Below are 26116 nucleotides of genomic sequence, written 5' to 3'. Positions count from 1 at the left end.
TACCACTTTGAGTACGACTCTTTGCTGCCAATTTATACTTCCTAAAGTGAAAAAAGAGAAAGTGAGTTTTTCTCTCACTTTCTTATAGAAGAAACTAATTCGTTTCTTAATTTTTCAACGTTAATACATATGTCACAAACTCATTTAGATTATCTTTTAACATCACTTTAGAAACCAATATTTTTTTACCAGATGGACTCCAAGTTATTGGCCCAGCAATCTCGTCTAAATCAGTCGATAATTGTGTTATCTTTCTAGATTTGACATCGATCACGTATAATCCTCTTTCTCCCTTATCTTCCGAAATTACGGAAAAAGCTAATGTTTTGGAGTTTGGCGACCAACCTGCACCGAAAATTTGAGTTCCAGTAGCTAAAGATACGGTTTTTCTTCCATTTTCATCGGTTATAAACAACTCTCTTTTCGTTGCTGCAATTTTTCTTACAATAGCGAATTGCTTTTGATCTTGAGATGGAATAACCCATTCAACTTTTTGCTCGTTGTATTTTTTCCTTATTAAATTAACTTTATCAGAATTAGGATCAATCCTTTTTACTCGCCCATTTAGATTAGCTGAATACATTTGGTTAAATATCGTTGAATAAATGATTGTTTGATTATCGATCCATCGTCCTTCTGTCGCAAATGCATAAATGGCATCCGGCTCCGACACTTTAACCTTTTCAGTTCCTTCAGAATTGATAATATAACCTGTACCAGAATTTCCATCCTCTGTTTGCTTATAGAAAATATGCTTTTTATCGGGTGAAATAACGGCCCCTACTTGATCATGCTCCTCACTTGCTAATACTTGCGATTTATTCGTGTTCAGATCATACGAGAATAAATTAATGTGATAAGTATAATCACCATTATCTGTCATAACTGATTTTGGTAATTTCATATTTTTTTGTTCAGTTAAAATCGTATGACCATCCAACCAATCCGTCCCACGAATACCTTCATAGCGATCTATTTTCTCAAGGGCTAACTCGTTTGTTACAACCTCTTCATTTCCTGTTAATACAGTAATTTTTTTATGTTTTTTTTCAATTACTATATCTTCATTTTGGCTTTGGCAACCTGAAATTAATAGAAATGTACTAACTAGAAAAAACACTTTAATCATACACTTGTTAAACATCACATCACTCCCCTACATTCGTACAAATTTATGATACGTATAGGATGTTTCAATTTTTAACATATCATGTTTCCAATTTGTAAAATTTGTAAACTTTTACTTTGCCAACGGAAATGTAATGATAAAACTTGACCCGCTACCTTCTATAGATTCAACACGAATCGTACCATTTTGCTTTTCAATTAAATCCTTTGTTAAGGCAAGCCCTAAACCCGATCCTCCAGATTGACGAGAACGATCCTTATTTACAGTAAAAAATGGTTCAAATATTTTATCCACTAATTCCGAAGATATCCCAATACCCGTATCAGATATTTTAATAACTAAATAATTATTTTCAATTTTATTTGAAACGTTGATCTCACCATTTGTTTTATTATATTTAATGGCATTATCTAAAAAATTCATAATAATTAATGTAAAGCTTTCTTTATCAATAAGGATCGTCGCATGTTCAAAATTTGTACGGATCGATAAGCCAAACTTAGTCATTTTCCCTTTCATTCTTAAACAGATATCTTCTAAAAGGGAATATACATCGACTTTTTCTTTTACAATTTCAAAGTCATACTTCTCAAGTTCTGCTAGCTTTAATATTTTTTCTACCATATCGTAAAGACGAAGTGATTCTTTCCCTATATTGCTAATTGCTTCTTCTAATAATTTTGGGTCATCCGAATACATGTCTAATAAATCAATATAAGCCCTAATTACAGTCAGTGGGGTTTTAAACTCATGAGTAATCGATCCAATAAATTGCTTTTGTTGTTTTTCTAAAACTTTTAGCTTTTCAACAGCTAATTGGAGATTTTCTTTTTCTTGTTGAATGCCTTTTATATTATTTTGAATTTCATTACTCATGTAGAAGATTGCTTGGCTTAAATAGCCCAACTCATCTTTTCGACTTAAAGTAGAACGGTCTGGATAGTTTCCTAATTTAATTTCCTCCGTTACTTTTCTGAGTTTTAAAATACTCATAACAAGAGAATTAAAAAAGAAATATCCAATAATAAAACTAAGAATTGTAGTGATTAAACCAATTTTAATAAATAGTTTAGTTGTATTATCATAAAACTTCTGATTATTAATTAATGAATAATCGAACTGAACAACTCCAATTTGATTATTAGCATTATAAATCGGTGCAAAATAAGATAATATTTCACCGCTCTCTTGGTATGCAATTTTACCTTTTAACGCATAACTTAAAGTATCTCCTACATCTCTTGTAGATTCTAAAGGAAGCGAATCTCCAACAACTTTTCCAGACATATTAAAAATTGTGACATGAAGACTACTAATGATCCCAATCTGTCTAGCAATTTCCCGACCATATCGTTTAAAAAAATCTTGAGGATCTTCTGATGTTTGACTTAAATAAACTTGCTTTACATATACATTTGCTAATTTACTTTGTCTAGCAAGTGTTTCTTCAGTTTGATTTTGCTGGTTTTGTTTGATACCTTGTAAGACTAATATACTTAATACAATGACCGTTCCGATTAAAAGCATGGCTAAAAATAAGCTCGACTTAACTTTAATACTCAGTTTCATTTATTTTCACTAGATATCTTATATCCGACTCCAAAAACAGTTTGAATTAAATGTTGATAAGAATTACCTAGCTTTTTACGTAAACGTTGTATATGAATATCGACCGTTCTTGTTCCACCGATATACTCCATTCCCCATACTAAATCTAATAATTCGTCTCTGCTAAAAATTCGATCCATATTTGAAATTAATAAAACAAGAAGGTCGAATTCTTTAGGAGTTAATTCTAGACTTGTTCCATCAACTGTAACTTTTCTTTGAGCAGGAATTACTTGTAGCTTATTAATTGAAATGCTCTTTTTTTCATCTGGAGTTGATTGTTTTTTTAATCTTCGGAGTAAAGATCTAGTTCTAGCAAGTAATTCTCTAATATCAAATGGTTTTGTTATATAATCATCCGCTCCAAACTCTAATCCTAAAACTCGATCAATAATATCATCCTTAGCTGTAAGTAAAATAATTCCAAGCCCTTCTTTATTTCCTATTTGTTTACATAGGTCCAAACCGTTCATTACAGGCATCATAATATCCGATATTAAAATATCTGGATTAAAATCTGGAATCTTATCTAATGCTTCTTTTCCGTTAAATGCGTTTTCTACGATAAAACCTTCTCTACGAAATGCGTAAGTTAATGGATCTACAATACTTTTTTCATCATCTACAATTAATACTTTCCCTTGCAATTACCTCACCTAAATTCATAATTTATGTTTTTTCTCTTTAACTAAACTTTATTAATATTTTCCTTAGGAAAAATTATAGATGGCTCATTACTGAATTACTAAACGTTTTTTATGTAAATACAAAAAATTTACATCTTTGAAACATCTTGTTCTCTTTTTTTCGTTTTCTTATCATTTAATTAGTTTGGACAATATTCTAGTACTTTATCTGAAATCATACATTAAGTACTGAGGACAAATGGGAGGGATTTCATGGAACATCCACATGTTCGAAATATGCAAAATAAGTGTAAAAAATATAAGTACTGCCATGTAGTCTTTCAAACCAACGAAAGAGCTTTATTAGAGGGTATTTTATTAGATAGCGACACGAATAGTGCGAGCTTGCTTGTCCCAGAAGACCTCGCCGCACCTGAATCGCGTTATTTTGAAGTAAGACAAAGCGGTCGAGAAACTTTTAGCCCTAGATACCGCATCTATAAAAAGATCACTGTACCACTTACTTCAGTTTCAGCAATCTACTTGTATCCGTATTACTACCCAAGTTATCCTTATATTTATCAAAGAAATTATCATCCTCAATAGTAAAAAAAGCATCTAGTAAAAATAGATGCTTTTTTTTTAAAAGTTTTATTCCGCTACAAATGCAAATATCGATAAAGGTTTGATTTCATTGGAAGAAATAGACTCTTCTAGCATTTTTACTTCTGATCGAATTAGTCCATTTAATTTACTAGGCATATTCTCAATATTATTGAGTTCAATATCGATATCTGCCAAAGTCTTATTAATCTCCCATCTAGCATCCTGTAATTTTGGAGAGAATATAGATGTTTCATTCATTATGTTCCAGCCTGAAGCTTCACAAATATTTTTAATATTATTTGGATTAAAAAGGGTGCGAATGTTTGATTCACTATTTTGTTTTAATGCCTCGTACTGAGCTTGAATTAAAATAGATAGTAAATGCGGGTACTGCTCAATTGAGCTAATTCTTGTATCCCATTCTGCAAAGCATAATTTTTTACCCCATTTTTTAATCTTTTTTAAGACTGCAATAAATTCTTCATGTGATTTTAAGTACCATGAACAGTGAGACATAACAATATAATCAAACTCATTTTCATGAAAATTAACAGTTGGTGATAATATGTCAATTTCAAACTCCATCTTTAATTGTTTACCTAAATTGGAATGTAATAGGAAGTCTGCGGAATCTCCTAATGAAATTGGACTGCCGTATGTTGGTGGGCCAATATCGATTCCATGAACAAATCCATTTTCCCCGACTGTATATGCTAAAACGGCAGTCGTATCTCCTTGACCACAACCTATTTCTAATACTTTACTTCCTTCTTCTATATTCCAAAACTCAACTAATTTAAAACGATGTTCTGTTTGAATTCTTTGTATATCAGACATCCCCTTACCTGATGCCATACAATCAATAACTGATTCAACTGCATCTTTTAGCATTGAATCCCTCCTTAGAGATAAAAATTTCATGAAACTTTTTTTCTATAACTTTTAAATTGATTTTATATTAATCTAATTTAAAGTTTACCTCTCCTACACCTAAATCCATATTTATTGTTATTTTAACATTAGCGTTTTCGTACGCTTCATTAACATAAACACCGTTACCTTTCGAAATTAAATCGATTACATTTGCCTTGCCAATTCCCTTACTTAAATTGATTTTTACACCCACATCGGAAGGTAGCACGATGGTCGTTTTCCCAACCCCAGTTTCAATATTTGCTTCGAAACTTTTATTCCAGTTTCCACCTAAATTTACATTAAGCTCTCCGACACCAGACTCAATATCCAATTCATCTAAATTCAGGCCACGTAAATCAAGATTAGTTTTTGCTGCGCCTGTATTAACATCTAAATCAATCGGAAGTTTATTCGAAAGCTTCAAATTCCATTCATTCTTTAATTTACCAATTTTCACTTTTGGAAAATGCTTTTTAGATTGATCAATACTTACTTCTCCTGTGGAGTCTTTAAGCTTATATGATACATCTGGAGTCAAATATTTATTGTTATATTCGATCGTTCCATCTACCCAATTTTTTGTACCTTTTGAAACGTTCATTACTCCTGCACCTAAATCTAAACTGACATCCAATTTTTTAGCTCGATCTTTATGAATAGAAACAGTTTCTTCTTTTACCTTTTCATTGTTAAAAATTGAACAACTAGTAAGAACGAATACCGAGGAAATCATTAATAAAGCAGAAATAAATAATTTTTTCATTTTTTTAACCTCCAATTAAAAACTTCTAATAATCACATTTTATGGAAATTAAAAAATCTAGATAACATCCTGCAGTATCAATCCGTCTACGACCAAAGTATGAAAGTAAATTAAGGACGAGATATCCAATAATAACTATTAGATTTTTTGACAGAATTCTCCTTTAATTTTTTAAAAAAAGATTAATAATACCAACTGAAACTAGCTATTACTTCAAATTCAAATCAATTACATACGATTTCTTCTATGTGAATAAAATGAAATGAAGGAAATGTAAAGGAGGAGAATCTATGACAAGTTCTCCACTAACAACTGAACAAATGATTTCAATCATTCGAAACGGCCTTAGAAAAACTCAATTCTCAAAAAAAGTAGTTATTGCAGGCGCTGGAATGGCCGGTTTGACCGCGGCTTCATTATTAAAGGATGCAGGACATCATGTCACAATGATCGAGGCAAATGATCGAATTGGAGGTCGTGCTTATACTTTGCGTGAGCCATTTAGTGATGGGCTTTATTTAAATGCTGGTCCATTACGAATCCCAAATGTCCATCATTTAACTTTAGAGTATATTAGAAAATTCCATTTGCCAGTAAATGAGTTTATTAATGAAACGCCAAACGATATCATTTATGCAAATGGAATAAAAACGAATCAAGCTAACTATAAAAGCAATCCCGACATATTAAATTATCCAGTAGCACCAAACGAAAAAGGAAAAACTTCAGATGTGTTATTAGATCAAGCATTACAGCCATTTATCAATTTTATTAATCAAAATCCATTAACTAATTGGGAAATAGTCGAAAAAAATTATGGTAATATTTCATTTGGTTCTTTTTTAAATTCGTACTTTTCAGTTGGTGCAGTTGATATGATCGGTGTGCTCCTTGATTTTGAAGCATTTATGGGAATGTCCTTTTTAGAAGTTTTAAGGGAACAGGTCACTTTTAAAACAGCAACGAAATTTTATGAAATAACAGGAGGAATGGATCTATTACCAAAAGCGTTTCTTCCTCAATTAAAGGATAATATTCTATTAAATCAAAAACTGACGAAAATTATTCAAAATGGTAATTCACTAACAATCCAAACAACTGACAATAAAACCTCAAACCAATACACTATAAACGCAGATCTTGCCATCATAGCTATCCCATTTTCACTTTTAAGATTTGTGGAAATTGAACCTTTCCATTCGATTTCTTATTACAAACGAAAAGCAATTCGCGAAATAAACTACATGTCTGCAACGAAAATTGGAATTGAATTTAAAAGTAGATTTTGGGAGAAATATGGTCAATTCGGTGGTATGTCCACAACCGATTTACCTACCAGACTTTCACTCTATCCTAGTACTGGAATTGGTACCACAGGACCAGCTGTTGTCAAGGCAAGCTATACGTGGGCAGATGAGGCGCTAACATTGAGTGCCTTAACTGAAGAAGAGCGTATTCATTATGCTTTACGGGACTTGTCTAAGATTTGGGGCAACCAAGTTTATTCTGAATATGTAACTGGAACGTCCTTTAACTGGAGCCAGAATCCATTTTCTATTGGTGCCTTTACATTTTTTGAACCTGGGCAAGAGGAAGAACTAAATTCTTATATAAGTAGTCCTGAAGGAAGGTTACACTTTGCAGGGGAGCATACTTCTCGTTCCCACGCCTGGATACAAGGTGCTATTGAATCTGGAATACGGGCTGCATATGAGATTAATAATCTATACTAAACTACTTAAAAGTAAAGACCGGGCAATCACTGCCCGGTCCGATCTTAAACTAACAAATATTTTTCTGTTATACTTAGTTTTAATTATTTATCTAATGAATTAGTTCACACCATAGGTTTTGTATAAGCTCCGTTCAACTTGCCCAAACACAACATGATTACTAACTATTATTATTGAATCAGACCATCTGGCCTAAATCGACACATCATAATTTCATCAACCAATCGGCCATTCGCTTTTATATTCCCTCTTTTGACACCTTCAACTCTAAACCCAAACTTTTCATATAACGCCTGTGCCCTAGGGTTTGTTTCTAATACTCCTAGTTCTACTCTTTCTAGCATTAGCCAATGATCTGCCAAATCTAATACTTTCGTAAGCAAAGCTTTTCCAATTCCTTTATTATGATGATTACCATCAGTCGCGATAAATAAATCTCCTACATGAGACCTGCGACCAGTTCTTTGCGCTAAACCAACTAACCCTACTACATCTCCATTACATTCTGCGACAAATTCAAATTCGTTTGCTTGTAAGTTTCTAATTCGATTTTCCATCATGTCTACTCGCATACTAGGCAAAAATATCATATAAGGAAAAACATTTTCTTGGGTGCATATACGATGAAGTGCCTTGGCATCATTTATTTCTACTGGTCTAATCAATACTTCCATCTATGCTCACTCCTACAACTTTTTTATATTAAATCTTCAAGCCATTCATGATTAGGATGATGGATCATGATTGCTTCACGTAACCATGCTTTTTTGTAAAAGGACAAATAATCTTTCACGTTTTTAAAGTCCTGATGATCCTTTTCTCTTGTATTTCTAACTTTATATAAAAGCACTATTTCTGGACTCAAGTAAGGAATACCTTTATTTGTAACACGATAAAATGAGTCAAGCTTACAAGTAATCGATTCATCTCTTCTAAACTTCCAATCATTGAACTCGATTTCATTTAATAGAACTTCTAATTCATCGTTTGTTTTATCATTTTTACCATGTATTTCATGAATAGGCAGTTCTAAATATTCATTCTCCCAAAATGATAATTTCCCTTTAATGACTTTATTAAACGTCCAATTATGTAAATACTCTTTAAGATATAGTTGATCATTACGCGCAATGGCGATTTCAATATCATGATGATTTCTCGTTTGTTTTTCTAAGTAAAGGTCAATCGCCCACCCACCAGCTATATACCAACCTTTATTAAAATCCTTCATTTGTTTATAAATTTTATAGCATTGTTCAAGAGACATAGCTTCCCTCCTTCCTAATTAAAAAAGTACCACACTAAATGTATGATACTTATTAATGGTTTTATTTAGTTCTTATAAATAATTGTCTTTCAACTTTAGGATGAATTGGCTCATCTACATAAGAACGATTTGTTCGATCATATGGTTGAAACCCTTTATCTGTAGACTCACTTTGATCAATATCATTAGAATAAAATTGTGTTCCTGGATTATCTGAAACAATTGAGGTCTGCGAACCATCAGAAACTAAATTAGGACCATAATTAATAGATAGTACAGTGAACAAACACAATATGGTTATAATGTTGGATAATCTTTTCATCATGTTATTTCCTGCTTTCGATAATTTTTAATAGAGTGCTATTGTATTCTTTATATAACATGTTTTGTTTTTCTAATGATTCGTGTTTTTCATAGTAATCTGTAACAACATCATAGTATTTGATTAATTTTTCATGATCATTGGTTTGAACCCATAATGGCAGGCCAACTTCACGTAAATATGTCACTAAATTTGCCTCGTCCTTTTTTGCCTCTAGTAATAAAACCTTCATTCGAATATAGGATGCACTATTTTTATCCTTTATTTTGGAGAGATTCTTACATAACAACTTAGTAGCAGTCTCGTAATCATTAATGATCATCATATTATTCGCTATATTTGATATGACTAAAAAATACTCTTCAGTATCCTCCTGTATATTAGATAAATAGTCTTGATAATACTTTATTGCCTTTTTATGTTGATTTGAATGGTAATATAAATAGCCTAAATTATGTAAAGCACTCATATGTATTGTTTTATCACTTAATATGACAGAAGAATCTAGTATTTCAATTAGAAATTGCTCGGCTCGATCTAAAAACTTGCTCTTTATTAATTGAAGTGAAAGTAACATTTTTGCATCAAGAATCCGCTTAATATTATTATTTTGTAAAAAAATAGGAATTGCTTTATTACAAAAATACATAGATAAGGAAGTCTGATTTATAAAGCTATATACTAAAGCTCTATAGAAGCAATATTCCTGGAAATCGATCTCAAGGTTTGGTGTAATTTCTTGTACCTCATCCATTATTAGAAGAGAGTCATTATATCTTTTTTCTTTTATGTAATATATTGATAGTGTAAACAAATATTTTATCGTTTCATATTGGGAAAATTTCTTCTTTTTTGCCTCAAGTTGTTTCCATTTTTTCTTTGCCATTTTAAGATCTTCAATAAAAATATAATATCTCCAAATTGTAATACAAAAGTCATTTGATATATTAGTATAATTTATACTTTCCTCTTTACCAATCAATTCTTCAAACACCATTTTACTAGAATCATAGTCAGCTCGTTCAATCGAGTTCCATAATCGTTTAAGTTGACCAGTCACCTCATCTATATTATTATTTTCATCTATTTCAACTTGCATTCTCTTTAAAAGCAATTCAATCGTTTCTATACCAGCCTCTTTTGTACCGTTTTCAATTTTACTTAAATGCGAAACAGAACATATTCCTTCACATAATTTCTCCTGGGTCCATCCTAATTTTTTTCGATGATGAAAGATCATCATGCCATAATCCATAATAATATCTCCTGTTCACCTTTATTTAAAATAGATATATATATGACTAGTAACTAATAATTTCCTATATTAATATTTTTAATCTTCTCTTAATAATTAAATTCTATTAGATTTTCCGACACATTAATATACTTTTTCGATTTTTTTCAGACAAATTATATTCAAAAAATTTTCCCAATACAAAAAAATCAAACTGAATGGTATGATTTTAGTACAAGCAGTTAAACGATACTAACGACTAATAACTTCATTAGTATTATTTAAATGCACCCCCATTTAATAACCAGTTTTAAAGCAAGATGTAATCATTACATCTTGCGATTTTTTTGATTAAAGCCATTTTTATCTCAATAAATAATTTAAATATAGTTTTATAAAATTCAAGCTAGTAATCTTCCAAATTAATTAATACTTGTAGAGGTCCCATATGACTAAAAAACCACTCACCTTATATTTGGTAATTTTTGGAATAATTGTCATTATTATATTAACATTAAAACTATCGATTGAAAAAGAAAAACAGAAGAGATTGGACGATGAAGCGTCTACAGAATTAATAATTGAACAAAATGTTCAAAACTCTGTAAGAAACTATATTACAGCTTTAAAGTGGAAAGATGTTGAGATTTATAACTCTGTTGTAGTAGATTCATTAAAAATCAGCAATCATTCTTACTACTTTACTAAGATCATGTCTAACGTAATTGATGCAAAATTCATCGGTGATAATTTATCTGTCATCCATTTAAAAAAGAAAGATCATAAAGCTACCGTACATATAAAATACGAAATAACATTTGTTGACGGGATAAAACCTGATGGAAATTATAAAAACGGTAGAAATATATGTAATGTAACATTGGATCTTGTTAAATTAAAAAATAAATGGGTCATTTCAAGTATTTATGATTTAAATGTTATCTAAATAAAAATATGTTCTCAATAAAGACCGTGATCAATGAAGAAATCCACTAGGTGATTAATTTTCCTTGTGGTTTTTTTATGTATAATCTTCATTTTTGTTCGCTTTTCGTAAATCTTTTTAAAAAATTAATACAAAAAAGGGGGTCTCAAAAGTACTCTGACTTTGAGACCTCCTTTTTAAGTCATCTGTAGATTCTTCCCAAATCAATTAGCCTAATTACTAAAACAAAACGGATTAAATTGTATCCAAATCTTTCAGCAACAACTCTTTACTTTCTTCAAACTTTACATCATTTACATATTCATATGCTTTAGCTTTAGCAGCTAAGCTTTCTGGAGACTGATTTAGTTTTGCATAAGCTCTTGATAAAGCTTCATATGCATATGCTATGTAGAACGGCTCAACTTCATTTTCTAAACTAACTTTGACACATTTTTTTGCGTAATCTAAAGCCATTTCTCCTTGCCCTATAACAGCATACACTCGTGATAATTGCCAATATCCAATCGAAATGTTTCTTGGTGTATGGCTCTCAACCTTTGTCCAATGCCAAAAAGAGCTATGACATAAATGAACCATTTCTTCTGATTCACTTTCAGATCTATTTTCTAATTCAAGTAGATCCCAGACTTTATTAAAACATGAAGCAGCAAGCTCCCTATGAGTGAAGCTATTTTGTTTAATCGTCTCTTCCATAATTTACTCCTCCATAAATAAAATCAAGAATTATTACCCCAAAATCTAGGAATGCAAAATAATTTTAATCACATACCGAGTTTGAGCCAGCATCACAGGTAGCTGCGGATTCAAAGCCTGTTGAGCTATTTTTAATTTGAATAACCTCATTTCTTCGTTGCTCTTCTAGCTTCAATCCTTTTTCGCCAACGGATTGTTCATAATAATTTATTTCTTGTTCTTGTCGCTCATCGGCATTAGCATTAAAGCTCATTAAAATACCTACTGGAGTTGCTAAAACTAACAAAAATACACCAATTCTTAGAGCCGTGTACTTAAATGCCTTGTACCCGTTTTTTAATAATTTATCCATATGTATAGATCTCCTCAAATTGAAATGATATTCGATAATTCTTTAGCAAATCTTGACTAACAATACTATTCTCTGTACTATTCATATTTTCCTGTCTGCCACTTATGGATCATAAAAATTCTATGAGCAAATGCTTATTTCAAAAAACAAAAAACGCGTTCATACAGATGAAAATTAATTCATCTATATGAACGCGTTGATCTTACTTCATTGTGTTTATTGTTTTCTATTCACCTAAATCTAAATTGTGGTAAACACGTTGAACATCTTCTGTTATTTTATGAAAAACGTTGAAACACCAGTATTTTCAATCGTTGTTTTCCTGTCTGAATCGCTACATTTATCATAAGCTGAGCGCCTACATAAATCTATATTAAAATTATGATTATCATAATTAAATAGATACTTTGTATGTATCTGCCACCAAATAAATGTATGTCGATCATGTTGCTCAACTAACGCATTGCGTTAGTTGTATTAATTAATTTAAATTGGAAATTTGTTATTTACTATTTATAAGTACTTATATTGTCATAATAGCTAACCAAATAAAAAATAATCCAAATAATATAGTTATCACCTTTACAATATGCCAAGGTAAGAATCTAATAATTATATAAACCAATTCAACTAAAATGCTACTCCCTTCTCTACCCTTTTTGTTTCCTTTTTTAATTACATCATGTTTAGACTTATTAAACAGAATGCCTAATATTACAAAAAAACCTCCAAATATAAACGGTATATACGCACCTGTATCAATAATATTTTTAATCAAAATAGTACTCCCAACATGTATACTTCATCAAAAATTATAACATTTCTTTTGCAACTAAACTGCCATTTACTTTAAGTGTAAACCTTCACAATTTCACCTTAATTGTATCTTAATTATAAAATTTCTTTTCAAGCAAAAAATCCTTAATACTTTCGCATTTTGCCATTATAAATTTATAATTGTCATATAAAAAAACAGCTTGCTAAGATTTTGTTATCCAGCAAGCTGTTTTTTATATACTTTAATTAATTGGTTTTCATATTACTATATGCTCATCTATTTCACTTACATGAAAATCTTCTTTTGTTGGTATATTTTCATTTTTCAAAACGGGTCATTATTTCCAACTCGCAGTCTTATTTTTTTCAAATTAACTTTTTTGTAAACAAAATAGTTTTTTTTTGTAATTCAACAACTGTTCGCGAACATTAATGTTAGTAACAAAAAAGCCTATATTTATGGTTTTTTTGTTACTTTTGAATGAACCTCAAAATCCATTCTTGTTGGTAACCATATCTTTACTCTAACATTTTTGCTAATTTTGGTGAGATAGCAAGTAAGATTAAACCTATTCCAACAGCTACAGCACCGATATACATGAATACTTCAAGCATACCTAAACTTGTTGTCAAAGCTGCTAATTGACCAGCTAATGTGTTTGCTACGAAGCTTGATAAGGTCCATACACCCATTAAAAGTGAAGCATATTTTAATGGAGCGTATTTACTTACTGCAGATAATCCAACTGGTGATAATACTAGTTCACCTAAAGTATGGAAGAAATAAGTCATAACCATGAAAATGATGTTAGCTTTTACAGTAATGTGATTTGGATCTGAACCAGTTTTCATAACAGCAAGAATTACGAAAATGAACCCACAGCCTAATAGAATAATACCCATTGCCATTTTAGCAGGAATGCTAATGTTTTTACCAGAACGTGCTAATTTAATCCAGAAAGAAGAAAGGATTGGTGCAAGTATAATGATAAAAAATGGGTTAATTGATGCGAACCATTCTGTTGGAACAGTAAAGCTTCCAATTTGTCTGTTAATAAATTTATCAGTATAAAGTGTTAAAGATGAACCTGCTTGTTCAAATCCTGCCCAAAAGAAAACAACAAAGCAAGTTAAGATAACAATAACAAGCGTCCTTTGTTTTTCTTTTTTCGTTAAAGGAATTTTTTTATCAATTGCTGTTGCATTTTCTTTTAGAACCTTAACATTAGGTTTTGTACCTTTATCCCCTAAAAATTTATTACCAAGTACATTAAATAATACTTGTCCAAAAATCATACCAATTGCTGCAGCTAAGAAGCCATATTTATATCCAAATGTTGTTACTCCACCAGAATGTGTAGCAAATAAGTTTGAAGATAAATAACCAACCACTAGTGGAGCAAAGAAAGAACCAACGTTAACTCCCATGTAGAAAATTGTGAATGCTGCATCACGACGATTATCGTCTTTATCGTATAATTCACCAACAAGAGTAGAAATATTTGGTTTAAAGAATCCATTACCAATAATTAATAGTGTTAATCCAATATATAAACCGGTAGCACTATTAATTCCGAAAAGAACGATATTTCCAGTTGCCATTATGATACCACCAATTGTAATAGCGGTACGTTTTGCAATAAAGTTATCTGTTAACCAACCACCTATGATTGGTGTGAAATATACTAAACCTGTAAATAATCCATACAGACTAAGTGCGAAACTTTCTTTAAATCCTAGACCACCTTGGATGGCAGTACTTGTTAAATATAGTACTAAAAGGGCACGCATACCATAATAACTAAAGCGCTCCCATGCTTCTGTAGCGAATAACAAATACAATCCTGGTGGATGTTTCTTTTTCGCATTTGGTTGATTTGCTGTTTTTGTCTCAGTTGCTACGCTCATTCCTATTCCTCCCCATGTTGTTAATCTTTGTGCAGATAATCGTAGTTAATTCCTATACTATTCTGTCAATTTCTTATAAATCAAAAACTCGACAAAATTCGACAAATGATAAATAAAAAAAGTAGCCCTATAATAGAGGCTTGAAACTAGAAAACTAAATTATTCATATCCTATAACATTATGTAGATTTGAGTTCTGTAATAGAATAGCACAAAATAATCAGTATTTGTAAAAAAAACACCAAGTCTGAAAATTCGAAATAGTAAACTGATTAAATTTTAGGTAATTCACACTATATTCAAAGGGTGTTAAATTACTTACCTAACGATAAATACCTAAAAATATTATTAATCAATTTTTCTAAAAGTACAAGCCTATTTATAAAAGTAGAAATATTTTGTATATTAGAATATGCACCTATTTGTGAACCTTTTCACTTAAACTAATCTGCCATTTTGTTGAATAAGATAATCAACAATCTACTTTAACAGAGCCTACATAAAAAAAGACAGCCGTTAAGCTATCTCATTGATGTTTATTCAAATATGCTATGTAATTATCAACTCTTTCTGCATTGCCATTTCCAGCCTTTGCACTATTGAATACAACAATCTTTCCTTGGTTGTAATTAAGCTTATTGTCTAAATCGTGCATTATTCGATGAGTATACAATAAAGCTTTTACGTCTTTTTTATCATTTGCTAATTTCATTAGCTCGTTTGCTAAATTTAAATCATCGTATAAGTCGCTATTTTTATCTGTTTTACTGAGCAATTTTTCAAAATATGTAGATACAGCATTTAAATCATCTTTTTTATCTTCCCAAGCTGAAGATTTTGGATTTTGAAATTGTTGGTAATTTAACCAGCCAGTTAAATTATTCAATATATCGTGTGTCCTTGCAATATCTGCTCCTGATTTTGTAATTGAAGGAATTTTTTCTGCATCAAATTTTAAATTTACAACATGATATTCCTTTTTGAAAGCAATAATTTTAACTACTTTCCAAGATGCAAATGAAACAGCAATCAAACCTGCAATCAACAGGCCAATTTTCAAGTATTTATTCATTTCAATAGCTCCTTTAAAATTATTATTATTATTAATATTATTTTAATGGAAGCAAATTTCCTGTCAGGATAGCTAAACAAAAAAAATACGGAACTCCCAAATTAATGAAAGTTCCGTTTATTTAAGTTGTTATAATATATCTTTCTTTTTCAAACCTTTAATCATGGCTGTAAAAATCGGGTTGATTTTTACTTAGCTACTCGTAATTGAACGATGCTCCTTTTCATTAGAAAAAAGCTTTGCTATAGTTTATCTCAATTGATTATGATTAATTAAACAAAAATATGCTCAACTTTAGGTGAGTTAACTCAGCAGAAATGTTGTTATATCAACATTTTAAGCTTCTATTCACCTAAGTCCACATTGTGGTAAACTCGTTGAACATCTTCTATATCTTCAAGAACGTCTAACATTTTTTCGAACTTTGCAAGACCATCTTCTGGAAGAGTTACATCACTTTGCGCTAACATTGTTAATTCAGCTACTGTAAACTCAGTAATACCTACGTTTTTAAACGCTTCTTGAATTGCATAGAATTGATCTTGATCAGCATAAACAATAACAGCATCATCTTCTTCTAAAATATCGCGAACATCAACATCCGCTTCCATTAAGATTTCAAGCACTTCATCAGAAGTTTTACCTTCAAGTCCAATTACAGCCGTTGCATCGAACATATATGATACTGAACCTGTTACCCCAAGGTTACCACCGTTTTTGCTAAATGCAGCACGAACCTCTGCAGCTGTACGGTTTACATTATTAGTAAGCGCATCAACAATTACCATTGATCCATTTGGTCCGAAACCTTCGTAACGAAGTTCATCAAAACTTTCTTCAGAACCACCTTTTGCTTTTTCAATCGCACGATCAACAATATGCTTTGGTACACTATAAGTTTTCGCACGCTCTAGTACAACTTTTAAAGCTTGGTTTGATTCTGGATCCGGCTCACCTTGCTTCGCTGCTACATATATTTCACGTCCAAACTTTGCATAAATACGACTAGTATTTGCATCTTTTGAAGCTTTCTTCTCTTTAATATTGTTCCATTTACGACCCATCTTGTTCCACTCTCTTTCAACTTTAAATCTACGATTAATTTACTATGTATTTGACTTTCGCCAAACATTTACCATTTAATATTATACCTCATTTACACTTTTTTTCGAAATTAATCGTAACTAAAAATTAGTGGAAATAAAAAAACATTACTTCTTATTTTGAAGTAATGCCCTAATTTTTATATAACCTTTACTTTTATCAAATAAGTAAAATAATTATTCCCCTTCCAAATACCTTTTACTTCATATATTCTTTCCCCTTTTTTAGATCCAAGTTGGAAAGAGTAACTTCCGTAATTATCTAAATTATGGTCATAAATATATGTTTTTTTAGTCCCACTACGCTCTAATATTTCCACATTTTCGGGTTGTTCCGAAAAATAAATCTTTAGAAGCTCTCCTTCGAATGCTGGAATAGCTACTTCTTCTTTAAGATTTTTATATGTACCATTTGTTACTTTATCTTTATCTAATAATTTTCCCCACGAATAATTTGCTATTTTATAAGGGATTGTTTTATCTGCTAACTCAAATTTAACTTCCGGTTTTTCATCTTTAGACAAAATAGTTTGGTTAATAATGATCGAAATCGTAAAGATTGCCACTAAATATATGATCCCTTTTTTAAACATCGAACTTCCGCTCCATATTTTTTCATTTATTAAGTTTAATGTAATCTATTTCTATTAAATTGTATATTGGGAAAATTCTGTACTTTTCGTGAATGTTCCATCAATTAATTTATACTATTCACTTTATTAAAATAAGATAATTTTCAACATATTTATCATAGAAATAACAAAAATTAAGGTAATATGGTGGGAGAAGTAAAAGAAAGGATTGATATAATGTTTAACAATAATCCAGAATATTGGATCTCTAAACTTGAACTAGAAGCACATCCAGAAGGGGGATATTACAAATCTACCTATCAATCAAAGGAGCAAATATCTGATCGTGAATTAACCGTAAATTATGATGATCATAGATTACTTTATACTAGTATATATTTTTTGCTACAATCACATGATATTTCTCATTTTCACAGATTAAAGTCTGACGAATTATGGTATTTCCATGCAGGCAGTTCATTAACGATTCATGTTATTCATGAGAATGGTCAATACGAAGAAATAAAATTAGGACTTAATTTAGAAAGTGGAGAAGTGCCTCAATATTTAGTACCTAAAAATTCAATTTTCGGTTCATCAGTTATGGAAGAAAATACTTTTTCCTTAGTTGGCTGCATGGTTTCACCTGGATTTGATTTTAAAGACTTTGAATTATTTACTCAAGAGCAATTACATAATAAATACCCTGAACATAAAGAGATTATTAATAAATTAGCTTATAAGGTTCTTCCTTATTAGGTCTAAAAAAAGAAAGTGAGCTAAAAGCTCACTTTCTTTTTTTGGGGGAATAGGGAAACAACTAACTCAGAGTTAAGGTAATCTTTTTTAATCGTATTGTTACGATATCGTCATTTTGATTTTAATTGTTGGTTCTAGCTATTTCTGGTTATTTCATATTTAAATAACTAGTACTCACGAATCCTTTTTTACCATTGTAAGAAACAATTGCCCAATTATAATCAATTTGAGTTTTCCCTTCAGTTTGATAGCCAAGGAAGCTGACTTTTGCACCTTTAGGAATTACCGTAAGAATTTTATTTTTTGTACTAGGACCGCTACGTAAATTTAAATTAGATTTTGTTGTAACAGTAGTTGGTACTTTTTGTAAGTATTTAGTACTTACATAAGCTATACCATTTTTAGTAGTTGTTGTTTTAATTTGTGCCCAGCTAGCATTATAGTATTTTACAATCTCAATTTGATCTTTCTTTCTTAAAGTGTCTACTACTTTTGAACTTGTATTTGGAGCACTTCGTACGTTTAATACACTTGCAGTTACCTCATATACACTAATCGGAGCATTTAAAACCGCTGCACTAACATTTGTCGGCTGTGCTACTACACCATTTGAAAATAATAATGCACCGGATAAGGCCATCGTTGATACAAAAGCTTTTAATAATTTTTTCTTCATTATAAATTCCCCCTCTCGCTTTACATCTCAATAATATTGAATTAATGTTTCAAAATTAGTCATGAGATGTATCCAAATTGTAAACTTTTCAATTATACTGATCGGATACATCTAACAGGAAAAATTTGCATATGCTTCCAATTTTGTGGACATTCTAAATTTTGTATTTGTATGAATGGAGGCAATTATGGATAATCAAGCGAACCATGAAGAAATATTGACGAATCGGCAAGGCCATCCAATAACTGATAATCAAAATGTAAGAACTGTTGGTAATCGAGGACCAACAACTTTAGAAAACTATGACTTTCTTGAAAAAATCTCTCATTTTGACCGTGAACGAATTCCAGAACGTGTTGTGCATGCTCGTGGAGCCGGAGCGCAAGGATATTTTGAGGCATATGGAAAAGTAGGCGATAACGCAATTTCTAAGTATACTAGAGCAAAATTATTTCAAGAAAAGGGAAAAAAAACACCTGTGTATGTTCGATTTTCCACAGTTGTAGGTGGTGGACATTCTCCTGAAACTTTACGTGACCCACGTGGTTTCGCTACAAAGTTTTATACTGAAGATGGGAATTGGGATTTAGTCGGTAATAATTTGAAAATCTTTTTTATTCGTGATCCTTTAAAGTTTCCAGATATGGTTCACTCATTTAAACCGGATCCAGTAACAAACCTTCCTGATCCTGAAAGAATGTTTGACTTTCTTCATCTAACACCAGAATCTACTCATATGGTTACATTTCTCTTTTCACCATGGGGAATTCCAGCTAACTATCGACAAATGCAAGGGTCCGGTGTTAATACATATAAGTGGGTAAACAAAGATGGCGAGGCAGTTCTCATTAAATACCATTGGGAACCGCTAAAACATGGAATAAAAAATCTATCGCAACATGAAGCAGATGAAATCCAATCTACAAATTATAATCATGCAACTCAAGACCTATACGAGGCGATTGAGAAAGGCGATTATCCAGAATGGGAATTATGTGTCCAAATCATGAGTGATGATGAGCATCCAGAGCTTGATTTTGATCCACTTGATCCTACAAAACTATGGGATCCAGAAAAGTTTCCTTTTTTACCAGTTGGAAAAATGGTATTAAACAAAAATCCAGAAAACTATTTTGCAGAAGTTGAACAAATTGCATTTGGGACTGGTGTAATAGTTGATGGACTTGATTTTTCAGATGATAAATTACTTCAAGGTCGTACTTTTTCGTACTCAGATACACAACGATATCGAGTTGGAACAAATTACTTACAACTACCAGTTAATTCACCAAAAAATCATGTAGCAACAAATCAACGTGATGGACAAATGGAATATAAAGTTGACGCAGCGCCAGGTCAAAACCCACATGTAAACTATGAACCTTCATCACTAGGTGGATTAAAAGAAGCACCAAAGGATGGAAAAGATCATGAACCTGCGTACAATAATAAGTTAGTACGACAAAAAATAGATCGACCTAACGACTTTATCCAAGCTGGTAATACTTACCGTGCTTTCGACGAAACTGAAAAAAGTGAACTAATTTCAAATTTAGTAAATGCACTAAAAGTATGTAAGCCTCATATTCAAGAAGCGATGGTCGGTTATTTTACAAAAGCTGATGAAGAATACGGACGCAGAGTGCGCGAAGGTTTAGAAAAAGCGAATCGTAATCGAACTGAACACACTAGTACTGAAGCAGCTGATGCAGCGTCTGACAAAGCCAAAAATATGGGACATGAATCGGATCGATATTAAAAGTATAAATTGGGATAGGCAGTCGCCTATCCTTTTTAGCATATTAGTTTATTATCAAAAATACGAACAAAATATTAGATATAGTTAAAAGATTATTATCTGAATATTACGACTCAATATTCACAATTAAAAGATAACAGTTTAAAATAAGTTTGTAAGGACAATGATGATACATATGAAATTATTTGAAAGTGAGCTGATACTTAAATGAATAATGTGACTAAGTTTAATATTTTCAAACCAGCAAAAGACATATTTGAAGCATTTGTTGATCCAACTAAAATAGGTAACTTTTGGTTTTCTTCTAGCTCTGAACGATGGGAAGAAGGAAAAGTCATTACTTTAAAATACGATCTTTACAATGCAGAAGGCAAAATAAAGATCATCGAAGTTGATGAAAATAAAAAGATTGTGTTTGCTTGGGGACCTACAGAAGAAGGAAATATCGTAACGATCACATTAAATGAACAGGATCAAGATAACACAATTATTGAAGTGGTGGAAGAAGGCTTTAGTGAAAGCAACCCAGAATATGTTCATCATTTAATCGATAATAAAGAAGGCTGGGTATTCATGCTTAGCTGTTTAAAATGTTATTTAGAATTTGGTGTAACTAAGTTAAGAGGCGGATTAGTGAAATAATTTTAAAGTAATACGGTATTCTATGGGGGGATCTCATCAGTTAGGTTAACTAACTCTTGGGTGCCCCCTTTTTAATTGTAAATAGAATGTAAGTTGAAATACGTAGTGGAGGTATTTCAGCTTACATTTTTAATTGAAGTTTCTCCAATTTTATTTGCGATTCTCGTATTTTAATTGCAGTTCGCTGTTTATTTGAATCATTTCACCATTTATTTGCACCGTTGGACACGTTATTTGCAGCTCTATTAAACTTATTTGCAGCGCCAGAATTTATTTACGATACTCAGACTTTAATAGTCTCTACTCTTTTTTGTTTTTTAATTAAAAAGTGTAGCTAAAACTCTTAAGAAGAATATTAGCTACACTTATACAATTTAACTAAATTTTTTCAAGCCTTCTTCAAGAAGTCCAACTGCAAACTCTAGTTCACTTTTTGTAACAATTAAAGGTGGATGCCAAGTGATGCAATTGCCTCCGGATAGCTTAAATGAAAGCCCATTATTTAAACAGAAATATAGAATTTTTTCGGCTAATTCATCGTTTTTTTCCTTTGTATCACGAGACTTGACTAACTCAATAGAGATTAACAATCCGGCAACTCGAATATCTCCAATCTGTTCATACTGTTCATAAAGTTGAACTAGCTTAGTTTTTACGAATCCGGATTGTACTCGACAATTCTCTTCCAAGTTGTAGTCATCTATATACTCAATTGTTGAACAAATCGCTGCACAGCCTAATGCTGGTTTCTCAAAAGTATAATGTCCAAGCGATATTTCTTCGGCAACATCGTATTTTGTGCGAGTTAGTACAGCCGCTTGAGGTATAACTGCTCCACCTAATCCTTTTCCAAGAACTAAAATGTCAGGCTCGATTTCAAAGTTTTGATGAACATAAAATGCTCCACTTCTCATTAAGGCTGTCGGTACTTCATCAAATATTAATAGGATGCCATGTCGATCACATATTTCTCTTAATCTCTTAAAATAAGACTTTGGAGGGATATGTGTATCAGTTGCCCGAATTGGTTCTAATAAGATTGCTCCAATTTCTCCTTCATGCTCAATCATATATTCAATATGGTCTAAGCAAAAATTTGCTACGTCTTCATGTGAGTCACTTTTTAATAGATTACGATATCCATTAAAGGGAATTGCTTTTAATGTACCGGGCATAAGAGGGCCTATATCCTTTTTAAAAACATATTCCCCTCCAACTGCAATCGCATCTAATCCAGCACCATGGAATGATTCCCACATCGAAATGACTTTATGACGCCCAGTCACCTTTCGCGCAATTTTAAGAGCTAATCCGACAGCTGCACTTCCAGATGGAGTAAATAGAACCTTGTAATCTTTTGAAGTTGTTTTATTTACTAATGCGTTAGCTGCCTTAATGACAATCTCAGATGTAAATCTTCTTGGAATAAATGGGAGTTCATCAACTTGCCTTTTGATTGCTTCAACTACATATGGATTTTTATAGCCAACTTGATGTGAACTATTTCCATGAAAGTCTAAATATTTCTTCCCATTCACATCAATTAGATAACTTCCTATAGCGTCGACTATCCCATTAAGACAGGGCGTAGACATTGATTGTCTTACAAATACCCTCTCATCCTCTTGAATGACTTCTCTACTAATTTGATTTAATTGGTCCATCCATTCCGTGCGAAGAGGGCTTAAGTTAATGTCACCTTCTCTTTTCAAATGAGTGCTTAACATGTTACTTTCTTACCACCTACAATTAAATTATTAATTTTTTCAATTAACATAGGTAATTCACTCATCGATTTAATTGTGAAGTCTGCTCCATTTTCTCTAAATGATTGTTCAGTTTTTGAAATAATCGCTTCTTTCTCACTATCTGTTAAGCTATTAAACTCTTCTAAACTAAGTCCCATTTCTGAACTTCCGATAATGACGCCGACAGACCAAACACCTGCATTAATCCCTTCTTTAATATCCGAAATTGTATCGCCTACTTTCACAACTTTCCATGGAGCAGTTAGCTTTAATGCTTCCATGTTTCGGTAAATCATATAAGGGTAAGGTCGACCAAATGAATTTGTTTCGTCAGGTGTAATATAGAAGTCTAGATAATAGCCTTTCGTCTCAGCATTTGGAACGACTACATCCATCATTTTATTTGTGTAACCAGTTGTTGAACCTATTTTAAGACCTTTATTCCTTAATTCCTGTACTACTTCGACGACTCCAGGAATCGGATCTGCATAATCAGATAGTGAAGCCATTAGAGCTGGCTCAAAGTTTGCATAAAGTATATTCACATCTTGTTCATTGAATGGTCTCTCATATTTCTCGATCCAAAGATTAGAAATTCTAGGCATTGAAAGCATTTCACGAATATGATCGATTTTTAACATCCCCATTGGTGCTCGTGCTTCTTCCATCGTTACTTCAATTCCTGCATTTTTAAAAATATCGATAAACACATTTACTGGTGCAAAACATCCGAAATCTACTGTTGTTCCTGCCCAATCTAAAATGATTCCTTCAACTTTATTCATTTTGTCACCACTCCCATATATTCTTCGATAATATTACATAAACTTTGGATGTCTTCTTCATAAATTTCTCCAATATTTCCTACACGGAATGTATCAGCATCAGTTAGTTTACCAGGATAGATAACATATCCTTTTTCCTTTATGAAGTAATAGAATTTTTCAAAGCTAAACTGTTCACTTGGAAATAAGAAGGTAGTAATAATTGGTGATTGGTTTTCCTCTGTAATATAAGCATGAATGCCAACTTCTTTCAGTCTTTTTCTTAACAAGCTGTTATTATTTTGATAACGAGCAAATCTAGCAGAAATGCCACCTTCTTCAATTAATTCATCAATCGCTTTTGAAAATGCTGCAACAACATGTGTCGGAGAAGTGAATCTCCATTTTCCATCCTTGTCCATTTCCTTCCATTGATCGAATAAATCTAAAGATAAACTTCGAGCGACTCCCTCACATTGAACAAGCTTATCTAGTTTTGCTATAACAAACCCAAATCCTGGTACACCTTGAATACATTTATTCGCACTACTAATTAAGTAATCAATTTCCAGTTGTTGTACGTCAATTTCAATACCACCAAAGCTACTCATCGCATCAATAATAAGCGTCTTACTATATTCTTTTGAAAGTTCGGCCACCATTTCAATTGGATTTAAAATACCAGTTGTTGTTTCGCAATGAACCATTACGATGTGAGTAATGGTTTGATCTTTTTCAATAATGTCCCTTAACTCTTCTTCTTTAGGTAGTTCATCATATGCAATGCTATATTGAACGAAATTAAGTCCAATATACTTAGCCATTTTTACAATTCGTTCACCATAAGCTCCGTTCGTTACAATCAATACTTTGTCATTTTTCGAGATAGTTGAACTAATAACTGATTCAACTGCAAACGTACCACTACCTTGCATTAAAACAACTGTATATTCTTCTTCTGATGCATTTGCTAACTCTAAAAGTTGAGTTCTAATTTTTTGAGTAATGTCTTTATAATCTTGATCCCAAGTACATCGGTCAAAGAGCATTTCTTCTTTGACCGTACTTGTAGTTGTTAATGGACCTGGTGTTAGTAATTTATAGTTTTTCATAGTCTTTCATCCCCTTGGTAATTATTTTGCTGCATTAAAGAACTGTTGGTGCTCTTCTAATAATTTAACTGTTAATGGTTGGCTAAATTTCATAGAATGAGCTGGTTTATGCTCGTCGCTAACAGTTTCACCTTTGTATAAAGCAACTGGGTAATTTTTGATTAAATCTTTACGAGCATCTTTAATAATTACTTCCGCCATTTTCATCGCTAATTCATTTGATTTCTTATCTTTTTTAACAACTGCAACTGATTCAGTAAGTGAGAAGTTTCCTTCTGTTGGATCTACATAGTCAATTGGTAATCCTGATTTTTTATCTAATACTGCTTGGTGACGTAATCCGATACCCGCTGCAACCTCACCAGCTTCTACTTTCTTAATTGGACCTGAACCTGAGCTCTCTAAATGTGGACCACAGTTTGCGATTAAATCATGTAAAATTGTCTTACCTTCTACTTCTCCATACTGAGTTATAATTGCTTGAATTAATAACCATCCAGTTGAAGAATCCATAATATTTGGAATTGATACTAAGCCTTTAAATTCTGGTTTTGCTAAATCTTTAATTGAAGTCGGCATTGGTAAGCCTTTTTCTTTCATTACTTTTGTATTTACAAAGATTGATCCTGTATTAGCTAAAATTGGTGTATAAAATGTAGGGTATTTCTCAAGTGAATTTGTTTTAAACGTTAAGTCTTCAAACATATTGTGTTTTTCTTGAGCACTATCTAAGAAATATGAACTCATTGTTACTAAGTTCGCTTCGATTTTGTCACCTTCTGCCATTAGTTTTCCACCTAATTCAGAAGTTCCAAAAGTTTGGAACACATACTTTCCTTCATAACCTGCTTTCTTTAAAGCAGTTTCCATTGATGTAATGGCTTCTTCATCACCATTCGTATAAATAACAACTTTTCCTGAGGCATTTGTTTTTGAACTATTACATGCAGTTAATGAAAAAACTAAACATAAGGCTAACAACGACAACATAATTCCTTTAAATTTCTTAAACATAAAATAACCCCACT

Annotated in this window: 26 protein-coding genes and 1 pseudogene; 6 read left to right on the top strand and 21 right to left on the bottom strand. The window is 31.7% G+C overall.

The window, feature by feature from the left end; genetic code table 11:
- Positions 1-106: 106 nt before the first annotated feature.
- From AN960_RS12430 to AN960_RS12420, 3 genes are all read right to left on the bottom strand, one after another.
- The gene (locus AN960_RS12430; protein ID WP_056471779.1) at positions 107-1144 is read right to left on the bottom strand and encodes a TolB family protein; all 1038 of its coding nucleotides are present in this window, start codon (positions 1142-1144) and stop codon (positions 107-109) included.
- A 96-nt stretch (positions 1145-1240) separates the two neighbouring features.
- The gene (locus AN960_RS12425) at positions 1241-2698 is read right to left on the bottom strand and encodes a sensor histidine kinase (protein ID WP_056471776.1); all 1458 of its coding nucleotides are present in this window, start codon (positions 2696-2698) and stop codon (positions 1241-1243) included.
- Positions 2695-3384, bottom strand: coding sequence for a response regulator transcription factor (locus AN960_RS12420; RefSeq protein ID WP_056471774.1), 690 nt, complete (start codon positions 3382-3384; stop codon positions 2695-2697). The genes AN960_RS12425 and AN960_RS12420 overlap by 4 nt, the downstream gene beginning before the upstream one ends.
- Positions 3385-3636: 252 nt before the next feature.
- On the opposite strand from AN960_RS12420, the gene AN960_RS12415 reads away from it, so the two are divergent.
- The gene (locus tag AN960_RS12415; RefSeq protein ID WP_056471771.1) at positions 3637-3969 is read left to right on the top strand and encodes a hypothetical protein; all 333 of its coding nucleotides are present in this window, start codon (positions 3637-3639) and stop codon (positions 3967-3969) included.
- Between the two features lie 45 nt (positions 3970-4014).
- Here the strand turns inward: AN960_RS12415 and AN960_RS12410 are convergent, their stop codons facing one another.
- Positions 4015-4860: a class I SAM-dependent methyltransferase gene (locus AN960_RS12410; protein ID WP_056471770.1), complete on the bottom strand. Its 846-nt coding sequence runs from the start codon at positions 4858-4860 to the stop codon at positions 4015-4017.
- A gap of 67 nt (positions 4861-4927) precedes the next feature.
- The gene (locus AN960_RS12405; protein WP_056471767.1) at positions 4928-5647 is read right to left on the bottom strand and encodes a toast rack family protein; all 720 of its coding nucleotides are present in this window, start codon (positions 5645-5647) and stop codon (positions 4928-4930) included.
- Positions 5648-5937: 290 nt separating this feature from the next.
- Between AN960_RS12405 and AN960_RS12400 the strand changes: the two genes are divergently transcribed.
- Complete coding sequence (locus AN960_RS12400) at positions 5938-7380, top strand: flavin monoamine oxidase family protein (protein ID WP_056471764.1); 1443 nt, start codon at positions 5938-5940, stop codon at positions 7378-7380.
- A gap of 170 nt (positions 7381-7550) precedes the next feature.
- Here the strand turns inward: AN960_RS12400 and AN960_RS12395 are convergent, their stop codons facing one another.
- The 4 genes from AN960_RS12395 to AN960_RS12380 all read right to left on the bottom strand — a co-directional run bounded on the left by AN960_RS12395 (position 7551) and on the right by AN960_RS12380 (position 10224).
- The gene (locus tag AN960_RS12395; protein ID WP_056471761.1) at positions 7551-8054 is read right to left on the bottom strand and encodes a GNAT family N-acetyltransferase; all 504 of its coding nucleotides are present in this window, start codon (positions 8052-8054) and stop codon (positions 7551-7553) included.
- A gap of 23 nt (positions 8055-8077) precedes the next feature.
- Positions 8078-8647, bottom strand: coding sequence for a nucleotidyltransferase domain-containing protein (locus AN960_RS12390; protein WP_056471759.1), 570 nt, complete (start codon positions 8645-8647; stop codon positions 8078-8080).
- Between the two features lie 61 nt (positions 8648-8708).
- Positions 8709-8972 carry a hypothetical protein gene (locus AN960_RS12385; RefSeq protein WP_056471757.1) on the bottom strand — a complete coding sequence of 88 codons (264 nt, stop codon included), beginning with the start codon at positions 8970-8972 and terminating at the stop codon, positions 8709-8711.
- Position 8973: 1 nt separating this feature from the next.
- Positions 8974-10224, bottom strand: a complete 1251-nt coding sequence (locus tag AN960_RS12380; protein ID WP_056471754.1) for a helix-turn-helix domain-containing protein — start codon at positions 10222-10224, stop codon at positions 8974-8976.
- A 427-nt stretch (positions 10225-10651) separates the two neighbouring features.
- Between AN960_RS12380 and AN960_RS12375 the strand changes: the two genes are divergently transcribed.
- On the top strand, positions 10652-11149 hold the full coding sequence (locus tag AN960_RS12375) for a hypothetical protein (RefSeq protein ID WP_056471751.1): 498 nt from the start codon (positions 10652-10654) through the stop codon (positions 11147-11149).
- A 234-nt stretch (positions 11150-11383) separates the two neighbouring features.
- Here AN960_RS12375 and AN960_RS12370 read toward each other — a convergent pair whose 3' ends face one another.
- From AN960_RS12370 to AN960_RS12340, 7 genes are all read right to left on the bottom strand, one after another.
- Positions 11384-11845 carry a hypothetical protein gene (locus AN960_RS12370; RefSeq protein ID WP_056471748.1) on the bottom strand — a complete coding sequence of 154 codons (462 nt, stop codon included), beginning with the start codon at positions 11843-11845 and terminating at the stop codon, positions 11384-11386.
- Between the two features lie 64 nt (positions 11846-11909).
- On the bottom strand, positions 11910-12197 hold the full coding sequence (locus AN960_RS12365) for a hypothetical protein (protein WP_056471746.1): 288 nt from the start codon (positions 12195-12197) through the stop codon (positions 11910-11912).
- A gap of 523 nt (positions 12198-12720) precedes the next feature.
- Entirely contained in the window at positions 12721-12975 is a 255-nt protein-coding gene (locus AN960_RS12360; RefSeq protein ID WP_056471743.1) for a hypothetical protein, read from the bottom strand.
- Between the two features lie 518 nt (positions 12976-13493).
- Entirely contained in the window at positions 13494-14882 is a 1389-nt protein-coding gene (locus AN960_RS12355) for a peptide MFS transporter (protein ID WP_056471740.1), read from the bottom strand.
- A gap of 525 nt (positions 14883-15407) precedes the next feature.
- The gene (locus AN960_RS12350) at positions 15408-15953 is read right to left on the bottom strand and encodes a hypothetical protein (RefSeq protein WP_056471738.1); all 546 of its coding nucleotides are present in this window, start codon (positions 15951-15953) and stop codon (positions 15408-15410) included.
- A 344-nt stretch (positions 15954-16297) separates the two neighbouring features.
- Positions 16298-17017: a YebC/PmpR family DNA-binding transcriptional regulator gene (locus tag AN960_RS12345; protein ID WP_056471735.1), complete on the bottom strand. Its 720-nt coding sequence runs from the start codon at positions 17015-17017 to the stop codon at positions 16298-16300.
- 179 nt (positions 17018-17196) lie between these two features.
- Positions 17197-17649, bottom strand: coding sequence for a hypothetical protein (locus AN960_RS12340; RefSeq protein ID WP_056471733.1), 453 nt, complete (start codon positions 17647-17649; stop codon positions 17197-17199).
- Between the two features lie 216 nt (positions 17650-17865).
- On the opposite strand from AN960_RS12340, the gene AN960_RS12335 reads away from it, so the two are divergent.
- A complete protein-coding gene (locus tag AN960_RS12335) occupies positions 17866-18387 on the top strand; it encodes a cupin domain-containing protein (RefSeq protein ID WP_056472096.1) in 522 nt (173 codons plus the stop codon).
- Between the two features lie 148 nt (positions 18388-18535).
- On the opposite strand, the gene AN960_RS12330 is transcribed toward AN960_RS12335, so the two are convergent.
- Positions 18536-19063 carry an SH3 domain-containing protein gene (locus AN960_RS12330; protein WP_056471730.1) on the bottom strand — a complete coding sequence of 176 codons (528 nt, stop codon included), beginning with the start codon at positions 19061-19063 and terminating at the stop codon, positions 18536-18538.
- A gap of 208 nt (positions 19064-19271) precedes the next feature.
- Between AN960_RS12330 and AN960_RS12325 the strand changes: the two are divergent.
- Together AN960_RS12325 and AN960_RS12320 are read left to right on the top strand one after the other, a co-directional pair.
- Positions 19272-20822: pseudogene (locus AN960_RS12325) on the top strand (catalase); the annotation flags it as partial.
- A 207-nt stretch (positions 20823-21029) separates the two neighbouring features.
- Positions 21030-21464, top strand: a complete 435-nt coding sequence (locus AN960_RS12320; protein ID WP_056471725.1) for an SRPBCC domain-containing protein — start codon at positions 21030-21032, stop codon at positions 21462-21464.
- Between the two features lie 374 nt (positions 21465-21838).
- Here the strand turns inward: AN960_RS12320 and pbfA are convergent, their stop codons facing one another.
- The 4 genes from pbfA to AN960_RS12300 are packed head-to-tail and all read right to left on the bottom strand — an operon-like array spanning position 21839 to position 26102.
- Positions 21839-23191, bottom strand: a complete 1353-nt coding sequence (gene pbfA, locus AN960_RS12315; protein ID WP_056471722.1) for a (R)-1-hydroxy-2-aminoethylphosphonate ammonia-lyase — start codon at positions 23189-23191, stop codon at positions 21839-21841.
- Positions 23185-23997, bottom strand: coding sequence for a phosphonoacetaldehyde hydrolase (gene phnX, locus AN960_RS12310; protein WP_056471720.1), 813 nt, complete (start codon positions 23995-23997; stop codon positions 23185-23187). The genes pbfA and phnX overlap by 7 nt, the downstream gene beginning before the upstream one ends.
- Positions 23994-25088, bottom strand: a complete 1095-nt coding sequence (locus tag AN960_RS12305; RefSeq protein ID WP_056471718.1) for a 2-aminoethylphosphonate--pyruvate transaminase — start codon at positions 25086-25088, stop codon at positions 23994-23996. The genes phnX and AN960_RS12305 overlap by 4 nt, the downstream gene beginning before the upstream one ends.
- 21 nt (positions 25089-25109) lie before the next feature.
- Entirely contained in the window at positions 25110-26102 is a 993-nt protein-coding gene (locus AN960_RS12300) for an extracellular solute-binding protein (protein ID WP_056471715.1), read from the bottom strand.
- Positions 26103-26116: the final 14 nt, after the last annotated feature.

The organism is Bacillus sp. FJAT-25509, assembly GCF_001420605.1.
GTDB lineage: Bacteria > Bacillota > Bacilli > Bacillales > Bacillaceae_G > Gottfriedia.
Note: the sequence above shows the minus strand (reverse complement) of the source record. Positions and strands in the feature narration are given on the sequence as shown.

Coding starts and splice junctions, on each gene's coding strand:
- AN960_RS12380 (WP_056471754.1), bottom strand. CDS start 10,224: ATGGATTATGGCATGATGATCTTTCATCATCGAAAAAAATTAGGATGG.
- AN960_RS12320 (WP_056471725.1), top strand. CDS start 21,030: ATGAATAATGTGACTAAGTTTAATATTTTCAAACCAGCAAAAGACATA.
- AN960_RS12370 (WP_056471748.1), bottom strand. CDS start 11,845: ATGGAAGAGACGATTAAACAAAATAGCTTCACTCATAGGGAGCTTGCT.
- AN960_RS12375 (WP_056471751.1), top strand. CDS start 10,652: ATGACTAAAAAACCACTCACCTTATATTTGGTAATTTTTGGAATAATT.
- pbfA (WP_056471722.1), bottom strand. CDS start 23,191: ATGTTAAGCACTCATTTGAAAAGAGAAGGTGACATTAACTTAAGCCCT.
- AN960_RS12345 (WP_056471735.1), bottom strand. CDS start 17,017: ATGGGTCGTAAATGGAACAATATTAAAGAGAAGAAAGCTTCAAAAGAT.
- AN960_RS12410 (WP_056471770.1), bottom strand. CDS start 4,860: ATGCTAAAAGATGCAGTTGAATCAGTTATTGATTGTATGGCATCAGGT.
- AN960_RS12330 (WP_056471730.1), bottom strand. CDS start 19,063: ATGAAGAAAAAATTATTAAAAGCTTTTGTATCAACGATGGCCTTATCC.
- AN960_RS12385 (WP_056471757.1), bottom strand. CDS start 8,972: ATGATGAAAAGATTATCCAACATTATAACCATATTGTGTTTGTTCACT.
- AN960_RS12425 (WP_056471776.1), bottom strand. CDS start 2,698: ATGAAACTGAGTATTAAAGTTAAGTCGAGCTTATTTTTAGCCATGCTT.
- phnX (WP_056471720.1), bottom strand. CDS start 23,997: ATGAATAAAGTTGAAGGAATCATTTTAGATTGGGCAGGAACAACAGTA.
- AN960_RS12430 (WP_056471779.1), bottom strand. CDS start 1,144: ATGTTTAACAAGTGTATGATTAAAGTGTTTTTTCTAGTTAGTACATTT.
- AN960_RS12335 (WP_056472096.1), top strand. CDS start 17,866: ATGTTTAACAATAATCCAGAATATTGGATCTCTAAACTTGAACTAGAA.
- AN960_RS12305 (WP_056471718.1), bottom strand. CDS start 25,088: ATGAAAAACTATAAATTACTAACACCAGGTCCATTAACAACTACAAGT.
- AN960_RS12390 (WP_056471759.1), bottom strand. CDS start 8,647: ATGTCTCTTGAACAATGCTATAAAATTTATAAACAAATGAAGGATTTT.
- AN960_RS12395 (WP_056471761.1), bottom strand. CDS start 8,054: ATGGAAGTATTGATTAGACCAGTAGAAATAAATGATGCCAAGGCACTT.
- AN960_RS12355 (WP_056471740.1), bottom strand. CDS start 14,882: ATGAGCGTAGCAACTGAGACAAAAACAGCAAATCAACCAAATGCGAAA.
- AN960_RS12400 (WP_056471764.1), top strand. CDS start 5,938: ATGACAAGTTCTCCACTAACAACTGAACAAATGATTTCAATCATTCGA.
- AN960_RS12340 (WP_056471733.1), bottom strand. CDS start 17,649: ATGTTTAAAAAAGGGATCATATATTTAGTGGCAATCTTTACGATTTCG.
- AN960_RS12415 (WP_056471771.1), top strand. CDS start 3,637: ATGGAACATCCACATGTTCGAAATATGCAAAATAAGTGTAAAAAATAT.
- AN960_RS12365 (WP_056471746.1), bottom strand. CDS start 12,197: ATGGATAAATTATTAAAAAACGGGTACAAGGCATTTAAGTACACGGCT.
- AN960_RS12300 (WP_056471715.1), bottom strand. CDS start 26,102: ATGTTTAAGAAATTTAAAGGAATTATGTTGTCGTTGTTAGCCTTATGT.
- AN960_RS12405 (WP_056471767.1), bottom strand. CDS start 5,647: ATGAAAAAATTATTTATTTCTGCTTTATTAATGATTTCCTCGGTATTC.
- AN960_RS12350 (WP_056471738.1), bottom strand. CDS start 15,953: ATGAATAAATACTTGAAAATTGGCCTGTTGATTGCAGGTTTGATTGCT.